Annotated in this window: 11 protein-coding genes and 2 pseudogenes; 7 read left to right on the forward strand and 6 right to left on the reverse strand. The window is 75.5% G+C overall.

The window, feature by feature from the left end; translation table 11 throughout:
• Positions 1–41: 41 nt before the first annotated feature.
• Positions 42–1,379 carry an MATE family efflux transporter gene (locus ACFUEL_RS19740; RefSeq protein WP_380237658.1) on the reverse strand — a complete coding sequence of 446 codons (1,338 nt, stop codon included), beginning with the start codon at positions 1,377–1,379 and terminating at the stop codon, positions 42–44.
• Between the two features lie 440 nt (positions 1,380–1,819).
• On the opposite strand from ACFUEL_RS19740, the gene dnaB reads away from it, so the two are divergent.
• Positions 1,820–4,678: a replicative DNA helicase gene (gene dnaB, locus ACFUEL_RS19745; protein ID WP_380237659.1), complete on the forward strand. Its 2,859-nt coding sequence runs from the start codon at positions 1,820–1,822 to the stop codon at positions 4,676–4,678.
• A gap of 18 nt (positions 4,679–4,696) precedes the next feature.
• Here the strand turns inward: dnaB and ACFUEL_RS19750 are convergent, their stop codons facing one another.
• Both ACFUEL_RS19750 and ACFUEL_RS19755 read right to left on the reverse strand, forming a co-directional pair.
• Positions 4,697–5,248: a hypothetical protein gene (locus ACFUEL_RS19750; protein WP_380237661.1), complete on the reverse strand. Its 552-nt coding sequence runs from the start codon at positions 5,246–5,248 to the stop codon at positions 4,697–4,699.
• Positions 5,249–5,292: 44 nt separating this feature from the next.
• On the reverse strand, positions 5,293–6,510 hold the full coding sequence (locus ACFUEL_RS19755; protein ID WP_380237662.1) for a GNAT family N-acetyltransferase: 1,218 nt from the start codon (positions 6,508–6,510) through the stop codon (positions 5,293–5,295).
• Positions 6,511–6,622: 112 nt separating this feature from the next.
• Between ACFUEL_RS19755 and ACFUEL_RS19760 the strand changes: the two genes are divergently transcribed.
• Positions 6,623–7,174: an HD domain-containing protein gene (locus tag ACFUEL_RS19760; protein ID WP_380237663.1), complete on the forward strand. Its 552-nt coding sequence runs from the start codon at positions 6,623–6,625 to the stop codon at positions 7,172–7,174.
• Between the two features lie 6 nt (positions 7,175–7,180).
• Here ACFUEL_RS19760 and manA read toward each other — a convergent pair whose 3' ends face one another.
• Positions 7,181–8,374 (reverse strand): mannose-6-phosphate isomerase, class I, encoded by a 1,194-nt coding sequence (manA, locus tag ACFUEL_RS19765; protein WP_380237664.1) that lies wholly within the window; start codon positions 8,372–8,374, stop codon positions 7,181–7,183.
• A gap of 197 nt (positions 8,375–8,571) precedes the next feature.
• Here manA and ACFUEL_RS19770 point away from each other — a divergent pair, with 197 nt between their 5' ends.
• From ACFUEL_RS19770 to ACFUEL_RS19785, 4 genes and pseudogenes are all read left to right on the forward strand, one after another.
• On the forward strand, positions 8,572–9,525 hold the full coding sequence (locus tag ACFUEL_RS19770; protein ID WP_380237665.1) for an MBL fold metallo-hydrolase: 954 nt from the start codon (positions 8,572–8,574) through the stop codon (positions 9,523–9,525).
• A gap of 10 nt (positions 9,526–9,535) precedes the next feature.
• Positions 9,536–10,105 (forward strand): annotated as a pseudogene (locus ACFUEL_RS19775) (molybdenum cofactor guanylyltransferase); the annotation flags it as partial.
• A gap of 211 nt (positions 10,106–10,316) precedes the next feature.
• Positions 10,317–10,667, forward strand: a pseudogene (locus ACFUEL_RS19780) (DUF6457 domain-containing protein); the annotation flags it as partial.
• A 23-nt stretch (positions 10,668–10,690) separates the two neighbouring features.
• Positions 10,691–11,881 (forward strand): molybdopterin molybdotransferase MoeA, encoded by a 1,191-nt coding sequence (locus ACFUEL_RS19785; RefSeq protein WP_380237666.1) that lies wholly within the window; start codon positions 10,691–10,693, stop codon positions 11,879–11,881.
• 44 nt (positions 11,882–11,925) lie between these two features.
• On the opposite strand, the gene ACFUEL_RS19790 is transcribed toward ACFUEL_RS19785, so the two are convergent.
• Entirely contained in the window at positions 11,926–12,984 is a 1,059-nt protein-coding gene (locus tag ACFUEL_RS19790; protein ID WP_380237669.1) for a potassium channel family protein, read from the reverse strand.
• Positions 12,985–13,184: 200 nt separating this feature from the next.
• Here ACFUEL_RS19790 and ACFUEL_RS19795 point away from each other — a divergent pair, with 200 nt between their 5' ends.
• Complete coding sequence (locus ACFUEL_RS19795) at positions 13,185–14,153, forward strand: NAD(P)H-quinone oxidoreductase (protein WP_380237667.1); 969 nt, start codon at positions 13,185–13,187, stop codon at positions 14,151–14,153.
• A gap of 125 nt (positions 14,154–14,278) precedes the next feature.
• Here the strand turns inward: ACFUEL_RS19795 and ACFUEL_RS19800 are convergent, their stop codons facing one another.
• Entirely contained in the window at positions 14,279–14,929 is a 651-nt protein-coding gene (locus tag ACFUEL_RS19800) for an FMN-dependent NADH-azoreductase (protein ID WP_380237668.1), read from the reverse strand.
• Positions 14,930–15,017 lie beyond the last annotated feature (88 nt).

The following is a 15,017-nucleotide window of genomic DNA, read 5'->3' on the forward strand; positions in this document are numbered from 1 at the left end:
CCGTTCGCGGGGTCCGGCCCTCCGGCCGTTCCCCGCGCGGTTCAGGACCGGACGGCGCCGGTGACCATCCAGTGGCCGGTGCGGACCCGGCCGACCAGGAACGCCGCCCGGGACAGCATGAACAGGTTCATCGCCCACCACAGCCCGGCCAGCCCCAGGCCCAGCGCGGGCACCGCCAGCGCCGCCGGGACGAACACCAGCAGCGTGGCCAGCATCGCCCAGGCCAGGTAGCGGCCGTCGCCGGCGCCCATCAGCACGCCGTCCAGCACGAACACCAGCCCGCCCACCGGCTGGGTCAGCGCGGCCAGCAGCAGCGCGGTGGACAGCTGGTGCTGCACCGCCGGGTCGGAGCTGAACAGCGGGACGTACAGCGGCCGGCCCAGCACCATCAGCAGCCCGAACAGCACGCCCGCGCCCAGGCCCCACTCGACCATCCGCCGGGTGGCCGCCCGGGTGCCGGGCAGGTCGCCCGCGCCCAGGTAGCGGCCGATGATGGCCTGCCCGGCGATCGCCACCGCGTCCAGCGCGAAGGCGACGAAGGACCAGACGGTCATGGTGATCTGGTGGGCCGCCACCTCGGCGTCGCCCAGGTTCGCGGCCACCGCGGCGGCCAGCAGCAGTACCGCGCGCAGGCTCAGGGTGCGCACCAGCAGCGGGCCGCCGGCCCGGGCCGAGGCGCGGATGCCCGCGGCGTCCGGCCGCAGCGCGGCGCCCTCCCGGCGGGCGCCGCGGACCACCACCACGACGTACACCGCGGCCATCGCGTTCTGCGCGATCACGGTGCCCCAGGCGGAGCCGGCCACGCCGAGCCCAGCGCCGTACACCAGGCCCAGGTTGAGCAGCAGGTTGGCGGTGAAGCCGCCGATCGCCACCAGCAGCGGGGTGCGGGTGTCCTGGAGGCCGCGCAGTACACCGGTGGCGGCCAGCACCAGCAGCATCGCGGGGACGCCGAGCGCGCTGATCCGCAGGTAGGTGACGGCGTACGGGGCGGCGGTGGCGGAGGCGCCGAGCAGTCGGGCGGCCTGCGGGGCGAGCAGCAGGGTGAGCGCCACCAGGCCGGCCGAGAGCAGCAGGGCCAGCCAGATGCCGTCGACGCCCTGCTGCACGGCGGCCCGCCGGTCGCCGGCCCCGATCCGGCGGGCCACTGCGGCGGTGGTGGCGTAGGCGAGGAAGGCGAACACCCCGACGACGGTGGTGAGCGCGGCGGAGGCGACGCCCAGGCCGGCCAGCTGGGAGGTGCCGAGGTGGCCGACGATCGCGGAGTCGGCCATCAGGAAGAGCGGTTCGGCGACCAGGGCGCCGAAGGCCGGGACGGCCAGGGCGAGTATCTCCCGGTCGTGGCGGCGGCGTTCGGCGGCGGCGGGGGACCTGACGTGCATGGGCCCAGCCTACTCATCCACAGGTAATGGGTGAAGAGGTTATTGGACTCTTACTGGCGCTGTGGACGGACGCCGCGTCGAACACCCCTTCGGGGGCGCCCCTGCTCGTGTGAAGAATTTCTCATGCACAGGCTAAGTGGGGAGTAGTCCCAGGTCAGCGAGTTGACATTGGGGCGATTGGATGGTTATCCACAGGGTTGTGCACAGCTTTGGCGGGGTTCTCCACAGGCTGTGGGCGGTTGTCCACACCCCCTGTGGATAACTTTCCGGTGCACCGGCGGCCCGCGGCCCGCCCCGGGCCGGACCCGGCGGCCGTTCAGGGCCGACCCGCGCGGGGCGGGCGGTGTCGGCTCGGTACCGTAAGAAGGACAGGCGCCGAAGGACGGTACGCCACCGGACCGGCCCGCACCACTCGCACGCTCGCTGATCGGGGAACACGCGTGACCGGCCCCCAGTACGACGACCACGACGCCCCGCCGCCCCCGGAGGACGACTGGCAGCCGTCCGACGACGCCTTCCCGCTGGACGCCTTCCCCGACGTCCCGGGCGACCGCCTGCCGGTCTCCCGCCGGTCGAACACCCCGGCGGGCCGGGACGGTTCGGGCCCCGGCGGCGGCTCCGGCTCCGGCGGCGGCTCCGGCGGGTCCGGAGGCTTCCAGCGGCGCGACGGCGGCAAGGGCGGGGACCGCTTCCCCGGCAAGGGCGAGCGCCGCGACCGGGACGGCGAGCGCGAGGGCGGCTTCGGCGGCGAGGGCTTCGAACGCGTCCCCCCGCAGGACCTCGCGGCCGAGCAGTCCGTCCTCGGCGGCATGCTGCTCTCCAAGGACGCCATCGCGGACGTCGTCGAGGTGCTCAAGCCCGCCGACTACTACCGCCCCGCCCACGAGCTGATCCACGGCGCGATCCTCGACCTCTACGCCCGCGGCGAGCCCGCCGACCCGATCACCGTGGCCGGCGAACTCACCAAGCGCGGCGAGCTGACCCGCGTCGGCGGCGCCTCCTACCTGCACACCCTGGTCAACTCCGTCCCCACCGCGGCCAACGCCGAGTACTACGCCGAGATCGTCCACGAGCGCGCCGTGCTGCGCCGCCTGGTCGAGGCCGGCACCCGGATCGCCGGCATGGGCTACGCCGCCGAGGGCGACGTCGACGACATCGTCAACGCCGCCCAGGCCGAGATCTACGCCGTCACCGAGCAGCGCACCAACGAGGACTACGCCCCGCTCGCCGACATCATGGAGGGCGCCCTCGACGAGATCGAGGCCATCGGCTCCCGCTCCGGCCAGATGTCCGGCGTCCCCACCGGCTTCGCCGACTTCGACGCCCTCACCAACGGCCTCCACCCCGGTCAGATGATCGTCATCGCGGCCCGCCCGGCCATGGGCAAGGCGCTCGCCCTGGACACCCCGCTACCCACCCCGGACGGCTGGACCACCATGGGCGAGGTCGCCGTGGGCGACTGGCTGCTCGACGCCGACGGCCGCCCCACCCGGGTGGTCGCCGCCACCGAGGTGATGACCGACCGACCCTGCTACGAGGTCGGCTTCGACGACGGCACCACCGTGATCGCCGACGCCGACCACCAGTGGCTCACCACCACCCGGGCGGCCCGCCGGGCGGGCGGGGCCGGACGGGTCGTCACCACGAAGGAGATCGCGGCCACCCTGCGCTGCGACACCTCGGACGGCCGCGCCAACCACTCCGTGCGCAACACCTCCGCGCTCGACCTGCCCGAGCGGGACCTGCCCGTCCCGCCCTACGTGCTCGGCGCCTGGCTGGGCGACGGCCACACCGACGCCGCCCGGATCACCACCACCGACCCGGAGGTGCTGGAGCGGCTGGCCGCGGACGGCCTGACGGCCCGCCGGATCGGCGACTCCCCGACCTACGCGCTGCGCTACGACGTGCCGGAGCCCGAGACCTTCGAACGGGCCTGCGCCGTCTGCGGCACGGTCTTCACCCCGGAACTCGCCCACGTCCGCACCTGCGGGCGCTCCTGCGGCGACCGGGCCCGGCTGGTCTCCGCGCCCGTCCCGCCGACCACCTGCACGGACTGCGGCACCCCGTGCTCCTCACCGTTCTCCGAGCCCCGCTGCGACAGCTGCACCCGGCGGCACGGCAGCCTGCTGACCGCGCTGCGCGACCTGGGCGTGCTCGGGCGCAAGCACGTTCCCGCTGCCTACCTGCGCGGCTCCGTCGCCCAGCGGCGGGCCCTGCTGGCCGGGCTGCTGGACACCGACGGCACCGTCAACGCCACGGGGTCGGTGCAGTTCGCGGTGACGAGCCGGGAGCTCGCCGAGGGTTTCCGCGATCTGGTCGTGGGCCTCGGCCACCGGTGCGGCGTGGCGACCAAGCGCGTCGCGGGCCGCTCCGAGGAGTCCTCGACCGTTTGGACGGTCACCTTCACCCCGCCCGAGGAGGTCTTCGGACTGGCGCGCAAGCGGGCGGTCCACGCCGAGCGCAGGCGCCCGGCCACCCCGAGGCTCCGGCAGCGCTACGTCGTCGACGTCCGCGAGGTCGACAGCGTGCCCGTCCGGTGCGTCGAGGTCGACAACCCCGACCACCTGTACCTGGCCACCCGGTCGATGGTGCCCACCCACAACTCGACGCTCGCACTGGACTTCGCGCGGGCCTGCTCGATCCACAACAACCTGCCGAGCGTGATCTTCTCGCTCGAGATGGGCCGCAACGAGATCGCCATGCGCCTGCTGTCGGCCGAGGCCCGGGTGGCGCTGCACCACATGCGGTCGGGCAACATGACGGACGACGACTGGACGCGGGTCGCCCGGCGGATGCCGGACGTGAGCGCGGCGCCGCTGTACATCGACGACTCGCCGAACCTGTCGATGATGGAGATCCGGGCCAAGTGCCGGCGGCTCAAGCAGCGCAACGACCTGCGGCTGGTGGTCATTGACTACCTGCAGCTGATGCAGGCCGGCGGGTCGCGGCGGGCGGAGAGCCGGCAGCAGGAGGTCTCGGACATGTCCCGGAACCTGAAGCTGCTGGCCAAGGAGCTGGAGATCCCGGTGATCGCGCTCTCCCAGCTGAACCGAGGCCCCGAGCAGCGCACCGACAAGAAGCCGATGGTCTCCGACCTGCGCGAGTCCGGCTCGATCGAGCAGGACGCCGACATGGTCATCCTGCTGCACCGCGAGGACGCCTACGAGAAGGAGTCCCCGCGCGCGGGCGAGGCCGACCTGATCGTGGCCAAGCACCGAAACGGCCCGACCGCGACCATCACGGTGGCCTTCCAGGGCCACTACTCGCGCTTCGTCGACATGACCCGGGACGTGACCTGACGTCAGTCGGCGGGGCCGTCAGCACTGCCAGAGGAAGGCGGCCCGGACGCAGGGGCGGCAGGTGAAGAGGTAGCCGAGGCCGTCGTCGCCGAAGTTGATCCCGGTGTCGTCGTTCTCCAACTGGGCGGCGAACTCCATCGGGGCGGCGCAGCCGGGGCAGGCGGGGATCTCGGGGTCCTGGATCCAGTCCGGCGCGCCGCCGACCCGGCCGACCTCGGGGCGGTCGTCGGGGCGGTCGGCGGGGTGCAGGGCGGTGGTGGTGGGCAGCAGGGTGGGGACGTTGGGGTCGTCGGGGGCGGCGGCGGGGGCGAGCGGGGTGCCGGGCGGGAAGAGGTAGGCGTGGTTGGCGCCGCCGTCGGCGAGCCAGGTGTCGCACATGCCGGGGTCGAAGTCGCACAGGAAGACGGCGGCGGTGCCGTGGTCGAGCGGCAGGTGGGCGATGAACAGCAGGGGGCTGTCGCACTCGCGGCAGTGCGGCCACGCGAAGCCGGCGGGGACGAGCGGGAGGCCGCCGGTGCGCGGGCCGGGCGCATCGGCGGCGGTGGGGCCGCCCTGGAGGAGCAGGTGCATGCGGGCAGGGTACGCAGGGGTCGGACGGGGCGGCGGGCGCGGGGTCAGAACCAGTGCAGGCAGTGCGGTTCGTGGTCGGCGCGGAACAGGGCGTCGGCGCGGGCCGGGGCGTCGGCGTGGTGGGCGCGCAGGTGGCCGGCCCGGACCAGGGTGCCGGGGGCGGTGCCGCCGAGCAGGATCGAGCCGAGGTCGCTGATGTCGAGCGAGAGGTCGGGCGCGCGGTCGGTGGGGACGCACTCGGCCTTGCCGTCGCGGACGGTCAGCAGGTAGCGGTGGTGCTCGCCGAGGAACGGGTCGTCCACGTCGAGGACGAGCGTGCCGTCGGTGCTCCAGCCGCGGGCGGTGAGCGCGCCCGGGACGTCCAGCACCCGGGCCCAGAGCCAGTCGGTGTGCTTGCCGGGCTGGGCGGCGCTGAAGTCGGCGAGCTGCCAGGGCAGCGGGCTGTCCGGCGGGACGTGCCGGAACACCACCTCCTGGACCAGGTCGTGGCCGAGCAGGTAGCGGACGAGCGCGGTGTACGCGGCGTCGGTGGCGGCGACCGTCTCGTCGACGACCAGGCTGCGCCCCTCCTCGATCGCGTAGCTGGCGTACCCGTCGGGCGTGCCGTCGGCGGCCCGGTGCAGGGCGACGTAGCGGGGCTTGGGGGCGATCGGGGGCTGGCCGGCGCCGCGGGCCCACCAGCGGTGCGGGCGGGAGACCGAGCCGGGGCGGGTGCGCCGGTAGCGGTCGTAGACCTGCTCCAGCAGCTCCACCGCCTTGTCCCGGTGCAGCAGTTCGACCGTTCCGGCGGGCTCGCCGGCCCCGCCGCGCGGCGGGGTGAGCGCGGCCCGGTGCCGGGGCACCGTCAGGCTGCGGGTGTAGGTGGCGGGGCCGTAGCCGAAGCGCCGGTAGATCACCGACTCGGAGGCGAGCAGCACGGACAGCACCTCGCCGCGCTCCCGCAGCTCGGCGAGTTGACGGCGCATCATCGCGGTGAGCACGCCGCGCCGCCGGTGCGAGGGCAGCACGCCGACCGCCGTCACCCCGGAGACCGGGACCAACGCCCCGCCGGGGAGCGTGAGTTCGAAGGTGTACGCCCCGGCGGTGCCGATCGCCCGCCCGTCGGCGTCCCGGGCGAGCAGGCCGCGCTCCGGTTCGAACGCCGACCACCAGACGCCGCCGCCGTCCTCGCCGGGCGGGTCGGCGAACAGCCCGAACGCGGCGTGCATGGTCTCCACGAAGAGCTGGTGGTCCTGCTCGCCGCTGGGCCTGATGTCGGTCACTGCCGCCGCCTTCCGGGGTCGCCGTCTCGGTCGTCCGGGACAGTGCAGCCCTCCTGCGGGTACGCGGTCAAGCGATTAAGCGCCGCCGGGCGGTCGGGTAGGGTCGCCCGCCATGGACGAGGAACTGGAGCTGCGCCCGCTGCCGGACGAAGTGGTCGCGCTGCTGGGGGAGTTGGCGGCGCCGCCGCGGCTGGTGGCGCACCTGCGGCTGGTGCACGACGTGGCGGTGCGGCTGGCCGACTGGACGGCGGAGCGCTGCCCGGAGCTGGGCCTCGACCGGGCCGCGGTGCTGTTCGGGGCGGCCACCCACGACATCGGGAAGGCGGTGCACCGCTCGGAGCTGTCCGGCCCCGGCTCGGCGCACGAACCGGCCGGGCGGGAGCTGCTGCTGGCGGCCGGGGTGGAGCCCCGGCTGGCCCGGTTCGCCGCCGGGCACGCCGACTGGGGCCCGTCCTCCGGCCCCGAGGACCTGCTGGTCAGCCTGGCCGACAAGGTGTGGAAGGACGCGCGGGTGCCGGAGCTGGAGGACCTGCTGGTCGACGCTCTGGCGCGGGCGGGCGGCGGCGAGCGCTGGTCGTGGTTCCTGGCCCTGGACGAGCTGCTCGCCGCCGTCGGCGCGGACGCGGGGGCGCGGCTGGCGTACCAGGCGCGCCACCCGCTCTGAGGGGCCTCAGCCGAGCGTGACGGTGCTGCGGAAGACCGTCGCCCCGGGGCCGGTGAGCACGGTCTCGGCGCCGTCCGCGGGCAGGAACGCGGACTCGCCCCGGCGGAGCGTCAACACCTGTCCGCCGGAGGAGAGTTCGACCGTGCCGTCGGTGCACAGCAGGATCTGCGGGGCGTCCCCGGGCAGGGTGGCGGGGCGGTCGGCGAGGTCGTAGCGGGAGAGCCGGAACTCGTCGATCGGCACCGGGTACAGCCGCTCGCCGTCCGGGCCGGGCTCGGGGCGCAGCACCTCGGGCCGGCCGCCCTCGAACCGGACCACCTCGAGCAGCTCCGGGATGTCCACGTGCTTGGGGGTGAAGCCGCAGCGCAGCACGTTGTCGGAGTTGGCCATGATCTCCACGCCGGTGCCGCGCAGGTAGGCGTGCGGGAGGCCGGCGCCCAGGTAGAGCGCCTCGCCGGGCTGCAGCCGGACGTGGTTGAACAGCAGCGCGGCGACCAGCCCCGGGTCGCCGGGGCACTCGGCGGCGGCGAAGGCGTACCCGGCCAGCTCGCCGGTCGGGTCGGCGGGGGCGGCGGCGGTGACGGCGCGGGCGACGGCCGCCACGGTCTCCCGGCCCGCGGCGTCGGTCATGCCCAGCGCCCCGGCCAGCGCGCCGGCCAGCGCCTCCTGCTCGGGCTTGCTGCGCAGCAGGTCGATCAGCGGGTCCAGCCCGGGGACGCCCAGCGAGGCCATCAGGTCGGCCGCCCCGGCAGGGCTGCGGAAGCCGCACAGGCCCTCGAACTCGCTGAGCGCGCAGATCAGTTCGGGCTTGTGGTTGGCGTCCTTGTAGTTGCGGTGCGGCGCGTCGACCGGAACGCCGCGGGCCTCCTCGTCGGCGTACCCGGCCTGCGCCTGCGCCCGGGTCGGGTGGGCCTGGAGGGAGAGCGGCAGGGCGGCGGCCAGCACCTTGACCAGGAACGGCAGCGTCGGCCCGAAGCGCTCGACGGACGCGGCGCCCAGCTCGGCGACCGGATCGGCGGCGATCACCTCGTCCAGCCCGACCGGGCCGTCCGCGCGCGCGACCAGGGACGGCGCGCCCGGGTGGGCGCCCATCCACAGCTCGGCCTGGGGCACCCCGGTGGCGGGCCGCCCGAGCAGCTCGGGGATGGCGGTGGCCGAACCCCAGGCGTAGTCGCGGACGGTGTTGTCGAGCCGGTCCATCAAGTACTCCAGATTCGTGGGTGCGCGGGTGCCCGGTGCTCGGGGACCCTCGACAATAGTCGACGCCCCCGCCGCCCCGGGGGGTTGCCGTGATCACCCTCCTGGACGTGCCCACCCGGCGCCGCGGGGGCCTTCCGGCCAGGCTGGACGGGTACGGGGCCGCCTCGGCCCGCCGCACCGACCAGGGGAGAGCAGCCGTGACCGCGTCACCGCCCGACGAGAGCGCCCACGGCCGCGTGACGGGCCCCGCACCGGCCTTCCGGCCGCTGGAGGTCGAGGTCTTCACCGGGCCTGAGAGCGCGTTCTTCGCCACCTCCAGCCTGGTGATGGGGGAGCGCACGGCGATCCTGGTCGACGCCCAGCTGACCCGCAGCGCCGGCCGCGAACTGGCCGAGTGGATCGCCGGCAAGGGCCGGGAGCTGCTGGCCGTCGTGGTCAGCCACCAGCACCCCGACCACTACTTCGGCGCGGAGGAGGTGCTGCGGCTGTTCCCGGCCGCGCGCCTGGTGGCCGCGCCCCCGGTGGTCGAGGGGATCCGGCGGACCGCGGCGGCCAAGGTCGCCCAGTGGAAGCCGGTGTACGGCGACGACATCCCCGACCAGCCGCTGCTGCCCGCGCCGCTGCTGCCGCAGCCGCTGATGATCGACGGCCAGCTGATCCGCGTCCTGCAACTCGGCCAGGGCGACACCGCGGGCTCCACCGTCACCCACCTGCCCAGCATCCGCACCGTGATCGCGGGCGACTTCGTCTACAACGGCACCCACGTCTGGACGGCCGACACCGACCCGGACGCCCGCGACCAGTGGTCGCACAACCTCGGCCTGATCGCCGACCTCGGCGTGGACCGGGTGATCGCCGGACACCGCGCCCCCGGCACGGACGACGCCGCGCACCGGGTGCTCGCCTTCACCGCCGCCTACCTGCGCGACTTCGACGAGGCGCTGCACGACCACCCCGAGGACGCCGAGGCGCTCACCGCCGCGATGAACGAGCGCTACGGCGGCCTCACCCTGCCGGCCATCCTGGAGCACGGCGCGGCCGCGAACACCGCCCGCCGGGAGATCCCGACCGAGGGCGGCGCGGACGCCGGGGCGGTGGAAGAGACCGGGGACGGCCGGGTGGTGGAGGACGGCGGGGACGGCGAGCGGTGATACTGCCCGGGTGACGGAGCGCGAGTACGACGCGGTGGTGGCGGCCGGCGGGGCGGGCCGGCGGCTCGGCGGGGTGGACAAGCCGGCCCTGCCGGTCGGCGGCCGCCCACTGCTGGACCGGGTGCTGGCGGCCTGCCCGGACGCCCGCCGGGTGCTGGTGGTCGGCCCCGAGCGGCCCACCGAACGGACCGGGGTGCGCTGGCTGCGCGAGGACCCGCCGGGCGGCGGCCCGGTCGCGGCGGTCGCCGCCGCGCTGCCCGCGGTGACCGCGCCCGACGTCCTGCTGCTGGCCGCCGACCTGCCGTTCCTGGACACCGCGACGGTGCGGCGGCTGCTGGCCGCCCTCGACGACCCCGAGTGGGACGGCGCCCTGCTGACCGACGCCACCGGCCGCGACCAGCCGCTGGTCGCCGCCTACCGCACCGCCGCCCTGCGCGCGGCGCTCACCGCCCTCGGCACCCCGGCCGGCCGCCCGCTGCGCCACCTCCTCGCCGGCCTCCGGCTGGCCCGGCTGCCCGACCCGGCGAACGCCTCCTTCGACTGCGACACCTGGGACGACCTGGCGGCGGCCCGCGACAGGGAGCCCCGGCAGGGGGGTCGGGGAACGGCGGAGAGCAACCACCAGGGGCTCGGGGAACGGCGAGGCCCAGGCTGCTGACGGTTCACTGCCGGAGCGCGCATCTGCTTCCGGTTCTGTTACGGCACGCAGCAGCACGGACACTTCGATGGGCTCCGGCCGTCAGCAGCACGGACCCGCCGTTCCCCGGGCCCCCGGTGGTGCCTCCCGCGGTGCTCGTGCTCACGGGGGTGCGGAGGGGGCGGTGAGCGAAACGAACCGCGGTGCTCATCGGGGAAGCGGTGTGCGGGGGACCGGATCGGGCAGCATGGGCGACATGGAGCGCACATTGGACGAGTGGATGGCCGCGGCCGGTGCCGAACTGGGCCTGGACCTGGCGGTGGACGTTCGCGGGCTGTTGGACATGACCCGGGTGGTCGCGCACGGCGTCGAGCGTCCGGCCGCGCCGCTCACCGCGTTCCTGGTCGGCTACGCGGCGGCCGCGGCCGGCGGTGGCGCGGCGGCGGTGGCCGAGGCGAACGCGAAGGTGACGGCGCTGGCCGAGCGCTGGGCGGACGGGCGGTGAGTCGGACGGCGGAGGAGGTCAGGGTGACCTCGGCGGCGCCCACGCTGCGCGGCTGCCCGTGGCCGGCGGCCCGGCACGCGGCGCAGGCCGCCGTCCGGCCGCTTCCGGCGGAGCGGGTGGAGCTGGCGGCCGCGGCCGGGCGGACGCTGGCGGAGCCGCTGGCGGCGCTCACCGACCTGCCCGCCTTCGACACCTCGGCGATGGACGGCTGGGCGGTGGCCGGGCCGGGCCCGTGGCGGCTGTCCGGCCGGGTGCTGGCGGGCCAGGACTGCGCGCCGCTGGCGGACGGCGCGGCGGTGGAGATCGCCACCGGCGCCCAACTGCCGTCCGGGGCGACCGGGGTGCTCCGGCGCGAGCACGGCACGCGCACCGGACTCCCGGACGGCACCGCCCAGCTGCGCGGCGAGGTGGCGCCGGGGCAGGACGTCCGGCCGCGCGGCCAGGAGTGCGGCCGGGGCGAGGAACTGCTGCCCGCGGGGCTGCCGGTGACCCCGGCGGTGCTCGGGCTGGCCGCCGCCGCCGGGCACGACCGGCTGGCGGTGCACCGCCGTCCGACCGTCGAACTGCTGGTGCTGGGCGACGAACTGCTGATGGCGGGGGTGCCGGGGCCGGGCCGGGTGCGCGACGCGCTCGGCCCGCTGCTGCCGCCCTGGCTGGCCTCGGCGGGTGCCGAACTGCTCGGCAGCCGGTACGTCCGGGACGACTTCGGGCTGCTGCGGGACGCGATCCGGCACTCGCCCGCGGACCTGGTGCTCACCACCGGTGGCACCGCGGCCGGCCCGGTGGACTTCCTGCACACCGCGCTGGAGGCCACCGGCGGGCACCCGCTGGTGGACGGGGTGGCGGTGCGGCCGGGGCACCCGATGCTGCTGGCGGCGCTGCCGGGCGGCCGCCACCTGGTGGGCCTGCCCGGCAACCCGCTGGCCGCCGTGGCCGGGACGCTCACGCTGGCGCTGCCGCTGCTGCACGCGCTGTCCGGCCGGGTGCTCCCGGCGGCCGGGCCCGCCGAGCCGCTGGCCGCCGCGCTGGCCGGGCATCCGGCCGACACCCGGCTGCACCCGGTGCGCCGCGGACCGGCCGGGCTGGTTCCGCTGCCGTACGACGGCCCGGCGATGCTGCGCGGCCTGGCTCGGGCCGAGGCGCTGGCGGTCGTCCCGCCCGGCGGGCTGGCGGCGGGGGAGTACGCCGAGGTGCTGGCGCTGCCGACGTCCTGAGCGGGATGTTCCACGTGGAACGGCGGGGAGCGCATCCAGGGGCTCTAGTGGGTGACCGGGGTGCCGGGCTTGATGACGATCAGGCGGTCGGTGAGTTGCAGTGTGGCCGCCTCCGGTTCGGTGTAGTTGAGCACCCGGCGGCCGCGGACCACCGCGATCACCAGGTCGTCCAGTTCGCGGGGGCTGCGGCCGGCCTCGGCCTTGGTGACCGGGCGCTCGGCGACGTCCAGGCCGTTGCCGTAGGTCAGCAGGTCCTCCATCACCGAGCCCGCGTTCGGGCTGAGCATCGACATGCCGAGCAGCCGGCCGGCCGAGCTGGACGAGGTGACCACCACGTCCGCGCCGCTCTGCCGCAGCAGCGGGGCGTTCTCGTCCTCGCGGACGGCGGCGACCACGGTGGCGCCCTTGTTCAGCTGGCGGGCGGTGAGGGTGATCAGGACGGCGGTGTCGTCGCGTTCGGGGGCGACCACCACCTGGGCGGCGCGCGGCAGTTCGGCCCGGATCAGGGTGGCGGCCCGGGTGGCGTCGCCGAGCACGCCGACCAGCCCGTCGTGGGTGGCCTGGTCGATGACCTTGGCCTGCGGGTCGACCACCACGATGGACTCCTTCGGGACGCCCTGCCCGAGCAGGGTGTCCACGGCGCTGCGGCCCTTGGTGCCGTAGCCGATGACGACGGTGTGGTCCCGCACGGTCTGCCTCCAGCGTTCGATCCGCCACTGCAGGCGGGTGCGTTCGGTGAGCACTTCGAGAGTCGTGCCGACCAGGATGATCAGGAAGAGCACGCGCAGCGGGGTGATCACGAAGATGTTCACCAGCCGCGCGGTGTCGCTCACCGGGGTGATGTCGCCGTACCCGGTGGTGGAGAGGGTGACGGTGGCGTAGTACGCCGAGTCGAGGAGGCTGACCGAGGAGTCCGCGTTGTCGTGGTAGCCCGGGTGGTCCGCGTACACGATCAGCGTGGTGGCCACCAGCACGCCCAGGGCCAGCAGCAGCCGGCGGGTGACCTGGCGCAGCGGCGGGCGGGTCTGCCGGGCGGGCAGGGAGATCCGGCGGGTGGGATCGGTGGTGTCGGTGCCCGCGTCCCGGAAGCGACCGAGCGTCAGACGGGACGGCCGGGCACCCGTGTCGTGGGGGGAATTGGAATTCGGCACAGGCACAAGGATGGGGGGTCCGCCCGCAGCTGGGTGACGCCGGGGGCGGAGTGTCGCCACCCTGTCGCCCCGGCCGCCGGGACCCTGACGCACTGGCCGTTGACGGCGAGGGGGCCGGGGTGCGAAGGGGGCGGGGGCGTAGCGTGACGGCCATGCGAGCCATCACGATTCCCGAGCCCGGCGGCCCCGAGCGGCTGGTCTGGGCCGAGGTCCCCGATCCCGTTCCGGCGGCCGGCGAGGTGCTGGTCGAGGTCTCCGCCACCGCCGTCAACCGGGCCGACCTGCTGCAGCGCCATGGCTTCTACGACCCGCCGCCCGGCAGTTCGCCCTACCCGGGCCTGGAGTGCGCGGGCCGGATCGCCGCGCTCGGCCCGGGGGTGGCCGGCTGGGCGGTCGGCGACGAGGTCTGCGCGCTGCTCGCGGGCGGCGGGTACGCGCAGCGGGTGGCCGTCCCGGTCGGGCAGCTGCTGCCGGTGCCGAAGGGGCTGACGGCCCGACAGGCGGCGGCGCTGCCCGAGGTGGCCTGCACGGTGTGGTCGAACGTGTTCCAGGTGGCCCACCTGCGGCCCGGCGAGACCGTGCTGCTGCACGGCGGCGCCAGCGGCATCGGCACCATGGCGATCCAGCTGGCCAAGGCGGTCGGCGCCCGGGTCGCGGTCACCGCGGGCAGCCCCGAGAAGCTGGCCCGCTGCGCCGAGCTCGGTGCGGACCTGCTGATCGACTACCACCGGCAGGACTTCGTCGCGGAGGTCGCCGCGCTCGGCGGGGCCGACGTCGTCCTCGACATCATCGGCGCCAAGTACCTGCAGCGGAACATCGACGCCCTGGCGGTGAACGGCCGCCTGGTGGTGATCGGCCTGCAGGGCGGGGCCAAGGCCGAGGTGAACCTCTCCGCCCTGCTGGCCAAGCGCGCCGCCCTGGTCGCCACCAACCTGCGCGGCCGCCCGCTGGGCGAGAAGGCCGCGATCGTCGCGGCCGTCCGCGAGCACGTCTGGCCGCTGGTCGAGGCGGGCGTGGTGACGCCGGTGGTGGACCGGGTGCTGCCGATCACCGAGGCCGCCGAGGCGCACCGGGTGGTCGAGTCGGGCGCCCAGGTCGGCAAGGTCGTCCTGGAGGTCTGACCGGTCGCGGCTCCCGGTCGCGGCTCCCGGACGCGGGTGCCGGGGGCGGGTGCCGGGGGGGGGCGCCGGGGGCGGGCTCCCCCCACCCGGCGCTCCCGGTGTTCCGGCGCCCCGGTGCTTTCCGGTCAGACCAGCAGGCGCGCGGCGATCTTCTGGGCGTGCGCGGCCGCCTCCTCGTGCGCGCGGGTGCGCGAGGCGTCCGCCGCCGGGCGCAGCTCGGCCATCGCCGGGTTGCGGTGGGCCAGCGTCAGCTCGGGGAGGACGAATTCGACCTCCAGGCCGAGCATGCCGCCGAGCGCGGTGGTCAGGAACGGCACCGCGTGGTCCCAGCCGGCCCGCGGGGTGCCCTCGCCGTAGGCGCCGCCGCGGCTGGCGACGACGACCGCGGGGCGGCCGGCGGCCGGCAGGTCCGGCGTGCCGATGGTGCGGCCCGGGATCATGACCTGGTCGAGCCACGCCTTGAAGGTCGAGGGGATCGACATGTTGTACATCGGCACGGTGAACAGGTAGGCCCCGGCCCCGAGGAGCTCGTCGACCAGTTCCTCCTGCAGCTCCATGGCCCCGGCCTGGGCGGGGGTGCGGGTGGCCGGGTCGACGAAGCGGGCGGTGATCCCGTCGGCGGTCAGGTGCGGCACCGGAGCGGCGCCGAGGTCGCGGTGGACCACGCGTCCTTCGGGGTGCTCCCGGCGCCAGGCGGTGAGGAAGCTCTCGGCCACCTGGCGGGAGACGGAGCCGGTGCTCATCGCGGAGGAGTCGATGTGGAGGAGGTAGGACATCATGCCTTCATCGGTTGTGGACTACGGGACTTGAGTCGCCGTCAAGTATCCCATCAGGAACATGCCACGGTCGCGCGGGTGCGGTGCC

The organism is Kitasatospora sp. NPDC057198 (assembly GCF_042670125.1).
Lineage (GTDB): Bacteria > Actinomycetota > Actinomycetes > Streptomycetales > Streptomycetaceae > Kitasatospora.

Bases quoted from the DNA above. Each gene is read 5' to 3' on its own strand.
- ACFUEL_RS19795 (WP_380237667.1), top strand. From the start codon at position 13,185: ATGCGAGCCATCACGATTCCCGAGCCCGGCGGCCCCGAGCGGCTGGTC.
- ACFUEL_RS19800 (WP_380237668.1), bottom strand. From the start codon at position 14,929: ATGTCCTACCTCCTCCACATCGACTCCTCCGCGATGAGCACCGGCTCC.
- ACFUEL_RS19760 (WP_380237663.1), top strand. From the start codon at position 6,623: ATGGACGAGGAACTGGAGCTGCGCCCGCTGCCGGACGAAGTGGTCGCG.
- manA (WP_380237664.1), bottom strand. From the start codon at position 8,374: ATGGACCGGCTCGACAACACCGTCCGCGACTACGCCTGGGGTTCGGCC.
- ACFUEL_RS19740 (WP_380237658.1), bottom strand. From the start codon at position 1,379: ATGCACGTCAGGTCCCCCGCCGCCGCCGAACGCCGCCGCCACGACCGG.
- ACFUEL_RS19750 (WP_380237661.1), bottom strand. From the start codon at position 5,248: ATGCACCTGCTCCTCCAGGGCGGCCCCACCGCCGCCGATGCGCCCGGC.